We start from the raw sequence: 10,899 nt of genomic DNA on the forward strand, positions 1-10,899 counted from the left end.
TTCGTATGATGGAGGCATGGAGGCGATTGATCATGAAACACCATTTTCATTTAACCGCAGACTGGCCGGGCAATCGCAATGATGTCGGTCAAATCGAGACGGGTGAACTAAAAACAAAAATCTCAATTCCGGACGCCATGGATGGTCCAGGGGTTGGTACGAATCCAGATGAGATGTTACTTGGGGCTGCTGCTACGTGCTATATCATCACGCTTGCCGCGATGCTTGAGCGTAGTCACATTCCAAAAGTCTCGTTAACGATGGAATCTGAAGGCATCGTCGATGTCACGAACGGTGTCTTCACATACGACGCGATCATTCATCGTCCGAAACTCTTATTGCCATCCGATCTGTCGGATCGTGATCTGGAGAAGGCGCAACGTCTTGCTGAAAAAGCGGAAAGTTCGTGTATGATTACGCGGGCACTGGCTGGTAATGTTAAAGTATCGCTTGAGGCTGTTGTGGAGCGAGTCTCAAATTAACAAACTAAAATCATCGTTTAACTTTTTAGTTAAATGATGATTTTTTACTTTATTTAGCTATTTATTGGTATATTATTGATGATTTACTTATTATAAATACCATTTAATATCATTCGGAGGATAACCATGTCTTATTATGAAACACTACGTTCTTCAACTGAAGCTAACTCACAATCCGATACAACAAGTGTCTCTGTACCAGCACATGACTACACAACAGAATTACTTACGCACCTTAATCAAGTACTATATCAATCTTTAGACCATTTACAAAAACAAGATAAACCTGATCAAATGGTTGAAACGGTCAATGAATGGCTCCTGCATTTAAATCAACCTCCGATCGACTCGCCGCTTCATCGTGAACTCACTACTAGCACAACTCATGCTTTACCTACACAATATAAAAATTCTTTGCGTGCTTGGGAACTCATTGCTCCTGGCCAACTTGAACAAGAACAGTTATTGCATCACATCAATCAAGAATTATGGACAGCATCTGCTGCTGATTGGATGGTGAGTTTTACACGACATTCTGGAATTCAGACGCTTGTCCCAGCCTTAAAAGAAGCAGAAGCTCAAAACAAACCAATTCGTATATTGACTTCATTCTATATGAATATTACAGAAGCGAAGGCTATCCGACAGTTGATGGAATTCAGCAATATCGAAGTAAAAATTTATGAACCGATTAAAAAAAATCATGCGTTTCATCCGAAAGCCTATTTATTTTCTCGTCCTGATCAGTTGGATAGTGCTATTGTTGGATCTTCTAATTTATCAAAATCAGCTTTAACGAACGGCATGGAATGGAATATTCGTATACCTTCTACACCCGTCACAACATTAGTCACTCAAGCGAAAAACTTATTTGAACAGCTTTGGAACAGCCACGAAGCGACTATATGTACAGAAGAATTATTAGTTCAATACGAACAGTACCAACAAGAAACACCACCTATAAGATCATTTTCTATCCGCGATACAGTTGCCGAACCCGCTGTCGATTACACCGTTATTGAACCAAACCTCATGCAGATTCCAGCTTTAGAAGAACTGAATCGTTTGCGCGAGCGAAAAGAAACAAAAGCAATGGTCATTGCGGCAACAGGAACAGGGAAAACGTATTTAGCAGCATTTGATGTCCGTCAAGCTCACGCTAAAAAAGTATTATTTGTTGCACATCGTGGAAAGCTACTATCACAAGCTGAGCATACATTTAGGCAAGTTTTTTCAAATGAAAGTTATACATTTGGTAGATATTCAGGATCACAACAAATTCAAGATGCACAATTTACCTTCGCTACCGTTCAAACACTTTCAAAAGAGGTTCATCTTAATCAATTTTTACAGGATACGTTTGACTACATCATCATTGATGAATTCCATCACGCTTCATCTGCTTCTTACCAAAACATTCTTAACTATTTTACACCTCAATTTTTGCTTGGCGTAACGGCAACACCAGAACGAATGGATGGTCAAAATATCTTCCAGCTTGTTGACTATAATGTCGCTTACGAAGTTCGTCTGTATGATGCCTTAGCACAAGATTTACTTTCACCATTCCATTATTTTGGGATTCAAGATGATGAATCGATTGATTATTCTCTTATTCCTCAGCAAAACGGCTTTTATGTAGAACAAGATCTTGTTGTTGCACTCGAACGATCAACACGAACAGATTATATTGTTGAAATGATTCGTAAATTTGGGTTTAGTGGTAATCAGGCTGTTGGATTAGGATTCTGCGTCAATATCAATCATGCAGAGTTTATGGAGCAAGAATTTAAACGACATCAGATTGAAGCAATGGCCGTTACAAGTAAACAGTCCGAAGATGAACGCGAAGAGGCCATTCGCCGACTAGAGGACGATCAAGATCCACTGCAATATATTTTTACAGTTGACTTGTTTAACGAAGGAGTCGATATTCCAAAAGTCAATCTAATGCTATTTTTACGTCCAACGGAGTCTCCTACAATTTTTATTCAACAATTGGGGAGAGGCTTACGTAAACATAGCTCAAAAGAATTTGTTACGATTTTAGATTTTATCGGAAATAGTCAAAAGGCTTTTGTTGCACCGCTTGTGTTGTCTGGTCAACAATCGTTTCATTCTATTGATCGTTATAAAATTGCTACTGCTGTAAAACAGCATTTTCCGATTTTACCGGAAGGTTCTTTAGCCATTCTAGATTCAATTACAGAAAGATTTATTATTGAACAAATGAAAAAAATAGAGTTTTCAGCTAGCAAACAGCTCCGTGAAAGTTATCAAAGGCTGACACGCATGATCGGAAATCCTCCGAGTTTAAATGATTTAGTTACACATAAAGAGGCGCCAGCTGTTGAAAGTATTGTTCAGCAATGGAGAAGTACATTACGTCTTAAACAACTTGAAAAACATGCTACCGATGAAGAACTACGTTTATTGCTCGATGACACTACACGCAAAATTGTTGAACAGCTCGAAGGACTATTTCCAATTCGTGAGCCCTTCAGCTTACTAATTTTAAAACATTTACTGCATCACCCCTCTGCTTCAGTACAAGATATTGAACAAGAAGTTTTCAAAGAATTCGCCTTATCACCGAATCACTCTTTTTCAAAGCGACCAATTATTCATCATCTTTTTAAACGCTGGTCTACTGCGTTTAAAAATGATCGTATTCAATTGCTAGATGCTGTATCAGAAGAACGCTATCGCTTTTCAAATACAGTCGTTCAAGCACTTCAACAATTAACTGAATTACGTTCATATATGATGCATTTTATCCAAGCAGGTCTACTTGCATTTCACCAACTACCAGATCGAATTAATTGGTTGATCGAAGATCAGGCGTTTCTATTACATCAAACATACAATCGTTCTGTTATCCAACGTCTCCTATGTTCACCAAGTCAGGAAGGTTCTTGGCGTGAAGGCGTAGCTCAAGCTGGTGACGACTACATTTTATTCGTGAATTTACACAAAGATGAAGCCATTGATGAGCAACTAAAATATAACGATTATTTCTTAGATCAATATCGTTTCCACTGGCAGTCTCAAAGCAATGCAACCGCTACAGGTAAAGCGGGTACTTTATATCAAAACCATGAGAGCGAAGGAATTCGTATTCATTTGTTCATGCGCAAAGCAGATAAAGAACAAGGAAGAGCGCTACCGTTCACATACTTTGGCCAGTTAAAGCATCTTCAAAGTACAGGTTCTAAACCGATTAGTGTGACTTGGTCACTTCATTCTCCACTATCAATTGAACTGTTTAAGGAGTGGCAAACTCTTTCTTAATGTACTCAACTGCAGGAATATCAGCAGGAGCCCATTCAAGCTGATCAAGGTCTGAAACAGATACCCAGCGAAGCTCTGCATGTTCTACGGCAATCGGTTCTCCTGTTACGATTTCAGCTTCAAACGTATGCAGTGTAACAATAATAGCATCGTACTCGTACGTCGTTTTTTCGATTGGTTGTTTGACCTTAATGTTACATTTTAATTCTTCATTGATCTCGCGAACTAAAGACTGTGAAGGCGTTTCATGTAGCTCAATTTTCCCCCCAGGAAACTCCCATAAGTTGGGCAATGACATTTGGCTACTACGAAGTGCACACAATATTTCATTATGATCATTGCGAATGACAGCCCCTACGACTTGAATATGTTTTTTCATTTTTATGTTTCACTCCAAATCACTGTAGATTTTTCAGTTCTTTGCTTATCATAACAAAAACCGTTAGTCCTTTTACTTACATAAGGATTAACGGTTTTATTTATATCAAGTTATCCACATGTGGATAACTCTGTTTATGATATACTAATCACACTTATCCACAAGTAGAAATGAGGAAATTAGATGCCCCGTGAACTCTATCCGATCGTCGTCAAATCCGAATGGATTGAATTGATTCGAAGCGGTTATCCCGCGTTACGTAAAGAAATGTTTGAATCCTTGCAACATATTAAAGAAGCAGGTGGACTGCTTCATCTGATGACAGAACATAAAGAATACCTTGCAACTGGCTATTTTGGCAAGCAAGAAAAGGGTGTCGGTTGGACACTCTCGATGGATGAACAAGACACGATCGATGTTGCTTTCTTCAAACGCCTTTTCGAACAAGCTCTAGACAAAAGAAACGACTTTTTTGAAGAAGAGTCCGAAGCTTTCCGTATTTTTAATGGTGCAGGTGATGGTATTGGTGGACTGACGATTGATTGTTATGACCATCATTACCTCATCCTCTTCGAAAATGAAGGCATCTATACTTTTCGCCCGATGATTCTCGAGGCGCTTGAATCGCTCGTTCACTATAAGAGCATTTATGAAAAACGAGATTTTCTTATCGATCTTCAACCCGTCAAAGGCGACGATTTTTTAATGGGTGAACGCGGTGATTTTCCAGAAATGCTGCAGGAACATGGTGCACGGTATGCATACGACCTTGACGCTGGCATGCGGACTGGCTTCGATATCGCGCAACGCGAACTTCGTAAAGTTCTGATGGATTCAGTTAAAGAAAAGAACGTACTTAACCTCTTTTCTGATACAGGAACGCTGACGGTAACTGCCCTTTATGGTGAAGCCGCCCGAACAACAAGCGTTGATTTCTCGACACGTAGTCGAAATAAAACAACAGATAATCTTGTGTTGAACAGTTTTACTCCTGAAAAACAAAAGATTGTAGTTCAGGATGCGTTCGACTACATCGAACAAGCAGATAAAAAGACTCGTTTTGACGTTGTCTTGTTCCATCCGCCCGTACAAGTGAATACACGGACGCGTCAGTTTCGAACGGAACAGGATCTTTCTCCTTGGATCCAAAAAGTCATTCATCTGACGAATCGCGGAGGATTGCTTGCGATTACGACAGATAGTCCTGCTCTTGATGCGTCACAATTGAAAAAAGCTATCGAGCAGGCCTTCAACAAATTGCGTCAAAAATTTGAAGTCGTATGGGAGCAACCGGAGCAGAAAGATTTCCCGACTCCTCCTTCTATGCCGCAACTCGCTCAAAAAAGTATTCTTGTTCGCCGTAAATGATCTGTTATCTAAAAAATCCGCTACCGAAAATTTCAGTAGCGGATTTTTTATGTTTTTAACAGGAAATGTAAAATAAATGAAGAATCATTTTTTAAGACTTGGACGCACACTCACTTTACCAAAATGTGATGCTTGATCAAATCGTTGGTAGAGATCATTTAACACATCGCGCTCATAAGGAATCTGCTCTTCGATCCGAATCTCGATTGTGCCTTCTTTTACTAAATGAATAAGTTCTGCTAAGTGATGTTGCTGTCGCTTCATCTCATCTACTTTTCCTTTTAGCAAAGGAAGTGCGACGAACACAGCTTCAAGTGATAAGGCTTTACTATGCATCATCGTTAAATCTTGTGTCGTCCGTGTCGCGATCGAAATGATGCGTCCGCGTTCTTTAGCGAGTATGAACGATTCTTGTAAATGATCGCCACCCACCGTATCAATGATGACATCGAATCCGTCAAAATCCAGTCGTTTGAGCAATGCTTCAGCTGATTCTTCCTTATACCGATGAACGCGAATCCCTCTCGCTTCTAACCAAGCTGCCTTCTCGTCCGAAGAGGCGCTCGCTGTGACGTCGCACCCATAATGACGCGCAAGTTGAACAGTCAGGTGTCCCACTCCGCCCGTTCCACCTGCTACATACACACGAATTCCTGGTGTAATTACGATCCGTTCTTTTAAAATCTCCATCGCCGTTAACCCGATCACCGGTAAACAACCAGCAATCTCAGCTGAGACCTCTTTTGGTCGTAAGACTGCCATCTGTTCGGGCACAAGCATTTCCTCCGCTAGCGCACCGGCACGTGTTCCAAGCCCACCACCGAATGCGACGATGCGATCGCCGATAGAAAAAGACGTCACACCCTCGCCGATTTCAATGACTCTCCCCGTTACATCGCCCTGGAGAATTCCAGTCGTCGATGCTGCTGCCACGTGTCCGAAGAACATCTTCGTATCAAGTGGATTGATACTCGACCCCTCGACTTGAATGCGTAATTCGTACTTCCCCGCTTTTTCAGGTGTGACGTCTTTTTCTATAAGTGATGCGTCTTTTCCGTACTGATCGACTACGAATGCTCTCATGAAGAATTCCCCCTTTTTCATTATTAGTCTATCATGATTCAGAATTCTCTCACATTAGGTCTTCATGCTATGATGAAGGTATCTTATGACGAGAAGGGACGTTTTTGATTTGAAACAAGAATTGATTGATCGTCTAACTACATACGTGAAAATCGATACACAATCGAACTACGAGAGTACGACTGTTCCAACAACTGAAGGACAATGGACACTGGCTCGTTTGCTTGTAGAAGAATTAAATGCAATCGGTATGGAGGAAGTCACAGTCGATGACAATGGGTATGTCATGGCGACGTTACCTGCTAATACAGATGCAGACATTCCGACAATTGGTTTCCTTGCTCACCTGGATACAGCGACGGATTTCACGGGCACGAATGTCCGTCCGCAACTCGTGGAAGCATATGACGGAAATCCGATCACGTTGCGTGAAGCACCGTCTGTCATCCTATCGCCTACTGATTTTCCTGCACTTCACAACTATGTCGGTCACACATTGATGACGACGGATGGTGCGACATTACTCGGTGCCGACAATAAAGCCGGAATCGCAGAAATCATGACAGCCATGCACCATTTGATTTCGCATCCGGAAATCAAACATGGTCGCATTCGTGTTGCCTTTACGCCAGATGAAGAAATTGGTCGTGGACCACATCATTTCAATGTCGAAGCATTCGATGCAACGTATGCTTATACAGTCGACGGCGGTCCGCTGGGTGAACTCGAATACGAGAGTTTCAATGCAGCGGCTGCTAAAATCGTTTTCCACGGAACGAACGTTCACCCGGGAACAGCAAAAGACAAGATGGTCAATTCGCAGAAACATGCGATGGCATTTCACGATCGTCTTCCTGGAGAAGAGTCTCCTGAATTCACAGATGGTTTTGAAGGATTCTTCCATCTGATTTCGTTTGACGGTTCTGTTGAAAAAACGACGCTCGACTACATCATTCGTGATTTCGATCGTGAAGCATTTGAAGGACGGAAACACTTCTTATCTGCTCTCGTTGAGGAGTGGAACAAAAAGTATGGAGCAGGCAGCGTTGAAATCGACTTGCATGACCAGTACTACAACATGCGTGAAAAAATCGAACCTCACATGCACATCGTTGATATCGCTCATGCCGCGATGGAATCCCTTGATATCCGACCAATCATTAAGCCGATCCGTGGTGGGACGGATGGATCACAGCTTTCATACATGGGTCTTCCGACACCGAACATCTTTACCGGTGGCGAGAACTATCACGGCAAGTTCGAATTCATCTCCGTTGATAACATGGTAAAAGCGACGCAAGTCATCATCGCCATTGTTCAAGGGTTTGAACAAGCTGCTCGCTAATCAAAAAGCAGATTCTCAGCGCTGAGAATCTGCTTTTTTTATGCTTGGCGTTGCTGCTTTTTCAAACGATAGATATAACCGATTAATAAAAAGATGATTAAGGTCGATGCCATCATAAGTTCCTTCGACCATTCTCCGACAAAGGAGTTCGAATTTTTTTCGATATCCCGATTGGGTATCTGCTCTTTCATCTGATTTGCTTGACGCTTCGTAATCTTAAAGCTGTCTTTCCACTTCCACGTCTTGCCTTCTCCGTCAACGCGGATCTTAATGTGATACGTGCCGGGTTCTAAGATTCCTGTCGTTTCAATCGGTGTTTTCATATAAATCGATGGTGCGAATCGAACGTCCATTTGTTTTCGAACCACGACTTTTTTTCCTTTCGTGACGATTGCTTCGAATTTCATCGTTTTACTAATGGTCGGTGCTTGATTTGCTAATTTAACGAAAACAGTAGGTCTTGAAAAAGAGGATTTTGCCTGTACACCCTCATATGTGATGATGGGTGCAGTCTCTTTGATTGAAGAACGGACTTTTAATCCAATGACATAAGCATGCCGATTTTGAATGCCGATGGTATTGTCGTTAGTCGTTTCACCTTCCGGCTTGCTCTCAATCCGAATACCGGCAAGCAATGTCCCATCCAACTCATTTGACACTTCAAGTGGTAAAGAAACGATTTTCGACTCTCCGCCTTTAATGAATGTTGATTGCGTATTCGGTTTAATGAGATCCGTCAACGAAGTCGACGCTAATGGAACGGATTTTTTCTGATCATAGACGATCAAACCGTTATTATTCGTTGTGGCATTTCGGATTGAAGTTAAAAACGTATGATCAGCGGGTCCGTGATTATAGATTCGAACTTGAAGATTCGTCTTTTGTTGCGCTGGCATCCTTAAATCGAAATAGGTTACACCGGAATCGACCTGATACGCATTCGGAACCGCTTCGACTGAAAAATTAACACGATCTTCTGCAAAACTGTCTGAAGGTGTCATCCAGACAAGTAATCCATAAAGCAAAACGATTAGACAACCGACTCCCCATCGTTTCATCTCTCTCCCCCCATTTTCTCATCAATTCACGACGTCAGAGAGCGTCCAATCGAGCGTAGCGGTATGTTTTCCTTCGACTTGAACACCGACAGGAACGTTCAGCGTAATGCGATCGTTATCTGTCCCGTTTCCCTTCCAATAAATTTGCCACGTTGAAAACGTTCCAGCAGCTGATGCTAAAATAACTTTTGCATCTCCCGGATTTCCAGGTGTTAAGGTAACATTTCCTGTCGTAGGTGCTGCATTAATTGGTAATCCAATCAAGGTTTGTACATCACCCGCATCGATCGTCAACGTGGATCCAGCCAAGGAATCTTTCCCACCGCTATCTTTAAAGGTACTGAGTTTTACTTTAACATCCCATTTCGTAGGGAGAATACGTCGATCCGTTACTTGTAAAAAAGGCTTTTGATCTTTTGCTTTGAAGAGTGCTTTATTAACAAGTACTTCGTTCGAGCCAAAATTGAAGTTAGGTGCATAATCGAGTGTGAGTGGTCCTGTGTTTCCGGTTGGCGTATTTCCTCCGTTATCCTGAGGTCTATAGGGAGTATTCGGATTAGGTGAGTCTGGATCGACGATGATCGGTGCTGCATTCGTCGTAAATGTGATTTCAGCCTTGGATGTTCCCGTTGAGGTATTCGCAGCCCACGCAGAGGTCGTTCCTAACATTAAAGCAGTACTTATCAAGATCGTTGAAAAAGCAAAGCGTTTTTTCATCTTTGTTCTCCCCTTTTCACGGTGCATCGACTAAACTCCATTGAATGTCTGCGCTATACGATAAAGGTTTCGGAAATTTTCCTGTTAAATCGAGAACGATGCCTTCATTTTCAGCGTACGTCAACGGTGTCTGATTTGAACTCGCCGACATCGTTCCCGTAGCCACTTCAATTGCGGTTGTTTGCAGTAATTGGGTTTTCGAAGCGGTCTTAAAATAAAGAACATCGGTTAAGACATCACCTGTCGTACTCGTCAAAGGGCGACTGAGACTCGCTTGTAACTTCCAGTTATATCCTGTGGCATTTTCGTGAGAAATCGCAATCGTCATTGGGGATACACGAGGAATAATCTTCTCTCGCCCCGTCAACTCATGACTACCAAAATCAAGAGTGGTCGGAGTCGTCAAACGAAGTGTTGAGCCAATCATTAAATCTGCTGATGCTGTACTATTACTTAAAATATTTAAATCAATCGCTTCATCGATGACAGCACTTTTGAAAGTGTATTGATTTGTAGAATTGATAGGTAAATTATTTATTTCGAAAACAAGTTTATATTCGATATTGTTTAATAACCCTAGCAACCCTACTGAAATAATCGAAGACGTATTCCAATAAATTAAATTATTTGTTTTATCAATGGTAACACTTTCCTTTTTAACAATATTTCCCGACTTGGAATATTCTAAATAAACACTCTCTGCTTTAATTTTATCCATGATACTTGGTGGAATGATAAAAACAATATATTGTTTATTAGAAAGCCCCAATCCTAGAAATGCGGAAAATCGATTCGTTAATTCAATCGTTTTTCTAGTACCGTCATTTTCAATTTGAACCTCTTGATAGCTTGCACTTAAGCTTGAAGTACCTAATAAGCTTATGGAAAGTAAGTTAGGAACTGCTGTATTTTTTCCTTTGTCTGACTTCGATGTTTCAGAATTAGGTGTACTTTCTTCGTTATCATCTGACTGAGGTTGCTCAATTACTGTTGTTTCATCTTCTTCAGTTGACGAAGTCTCAGATGTCGGTGGATCTTCACTCTCAGGTGGGGTTGTCTCGGATGTTGGTGGGTCTTCACTCTCAGGGGGAGTTGTCTCGGATGTTGGTGGGTCTTCGCTCTCAGGTGGGGTTGTCTCGGATGTTAGTGGATTTTCGCTCTCAGGTGGGGTTGTCT

At 41.4% G+C, this 10,899-nt stretch carries 9 protein-coding genes; 4 read left to right on the plus strand and 5 right to left on the minus strand.

Features of this window, described 5'->3' with window-relative positions; translation table 11 throughout:
• The first annotated feature begins 32 nt into the window (after window positions 1–32).
• Window positions 33–482 carry an OsmC family protein gene (locus tag ASF99_RS14780; RefSeq protein ID WP_023469767.1) on the plus strand — a complete coding sequence of 150 codons (450 nt, stop codon included), beginning with the start codon at window positions 33–35 and terminating at the stop codon, window positions 480–482.
• Between the two features lie 126 nt (window positions 483–608).
• Entirely contained in the window at window positions 609–3,773 is a 3,165-nt protein-coding gene (locus ASF99_RS14785; protein WP_055969662.1) for a DUF3427 domain-containing protein, read from the plus strand.
• On the opposite strand, the gene mutT is transcribed toward ASF99_RS14785, so the two are convergent.
• Window positions 3,748–4,152, minus strand: a complete 405-nt coding sequence (gene mutT, locus ASF99_RS14790; RefSeq protein ID WP_023469769.1) for an 8-oxo-dGTP diphosphatase MutT — start codon at window positions 4,150–4,152, stop codon at window positions 3,748–3,750. The two genes, ASF99_RS14785 and mutT, sit on opposite strands and share 26 nt — an antisense overlap.
• A 183-nt stretch (window positions 4,153–4,335) precedes the next feature.
• Between mutT and ASF99_RS14795 the strand changes: the two genes are divergently transcribed.
• The gene (locus ASF99_RS14795; protein WP_055969665.1) at window positions 4,336–5,520 is read left to right on the plus strand and encodes a class I SAM-dependent rRNA methyltransferase; all 1,185 of its coding nucleotides are present in this window, start codon (window positions 4,336–4,338) and stop codon (window positions 5,518–5,520) included.
• Between the two features lie 84 nt (window positions 5,521–5,604).
• Here the strand turns inward: ASF99_RS14795 and ASF99_RS14800 are convergent, their stop codons facing one another.
• Window positions 5,605–6,603, minus strand: a complete 999-nt coding sequence (locus tag ASF99_RS14800) for a zinc-binding dehydrogenase (RefSeq protein WP_055969668.1) — start codon at window positions 6,601–6,603, stop codon at window positions 5,605–5,607.
• A gap of 109 nt (window positions 6,604–6,712) precedes the next feature.
• Here ASF99_RS14800 and pepT point away from each other — a divergent pair, with 109 nt between their 5' ends.
• On the plus strand, window positions 6,713–7,948 hold the full coding sequence (gene pepT / locus ASF99_RS14805; RefSeq protein ID WP_055969672.1) for a peptidase T: 1,236 nt from the start codon (window positions 6,713–6,715) through the stop codon (window positions 7,946–7,948).
• A 38-nt stretch (window positions 7,949–7,986) separates the two neighbouring features.
• Here pepT and ASF99_RS14810 read toward each other — a convergent pair whose 3' ends face one another.
• The 3 genes from ASF99_RS14810 to ASF99_RS17485 form a co-directional block, all read right to left on the minus strand.
• The gene (locus tag ASF99_RS14810; RefSeq protein ID WP_055969673.1) at window positions 7,987–9,006 is read right to left on the minus strand and encodes a DUF916 and DUF3324 domain-containing protein; all 1,020 of its coding nucleotides are present in this window, start codon (window positions 9,004–9,006) and stop codon (window positions 7,987–7,989) included.
• A gap of 21 nt (window positions 9,007–9,027) precedes the next feature.
• On the minus strand, window positions 9,028–9,723 hold the full coding sequence (locus tag ASF99_RS14815; protein WP_055969678.1) for a WxL domain-containing protein: 696 nt from the start codon (window positions 9,721–9,723) through the stop codon (window positions 9,028–9,030).
• A 16-nt stretch (window positions 9,724–9,739) separates the two neighbouring features.
• On the minus strand, window positions 9,740–10,899 hold a 1,160-nt coding region (locus tag ASF99_RS17485), incomplete at its 5' end, for a hypothetical protein (RefSeq protein ID WP_200934668.1).

The organism is Exiguobacterium sp. Leaf187 (assembly GCF_001423925.1).
In the GTDB taxonomy this organism is placed as follows: domain Bacteria; phylum Bacillota; class Bacilli; order Exiguobacteriales; family Exiguobacteriaceae; genus Exiguobacterium_A; species Exiguobacterium_A indicum.

Excerpts from the sequence above, each read along its gene's own strand:
- ASF99_RS14780 (WP_023469767.1), top strand. The coding sequence starts at position 33 with ATGAAACACCATTTTCATTTAACCGCAGACTGGCCGGGCAATCGCAAT.
- ASF99_RS14785 (WP_055969662.1), top strand. The coding sequence starts at position 609 with ATGTCTTATTATGAAACACTACGTTCTTCAACTGAAGCTAACTCACAA.
- mutT (WP_023469769.1), bottom strand. The coding sequence starts at position 4,152 with ATGAAAAAACATATTCAAGTCGTAGGGGCTGTCATTCGCAATGATCAT.
- ASF99_RS14795 (WP_055969665.1), top strand. The coding sequence starts at position 4,336 with ATGCCCCGTGAACTCTATCCGATCGTCGTCAAATCCGAATGGATTGAA.
- ASF99_RS14800 (WP_055969668.1), bottom strand. The coding sequence starts at position 6,603 with ATGAGAGCATTCGTAGTCGATCAGTACGGAAAAGACGCATCACTTATA.
- ASF99_RS14810 (WP_055969673.1), bottom strand. The coding sequence starts at position 9,006 with ATGAAACGATGGGGAGTCGGTTGTCTAATCGTTTTGCTTTATGGATTA.
- ASF99_RS14815 (WP_055969678.1), bottom strand. The coding sequence starts at position 9,723 with ATGAAAAAACGCTTTGCTTTTTCAACGATCTTGATAAGTACTGCTTTA.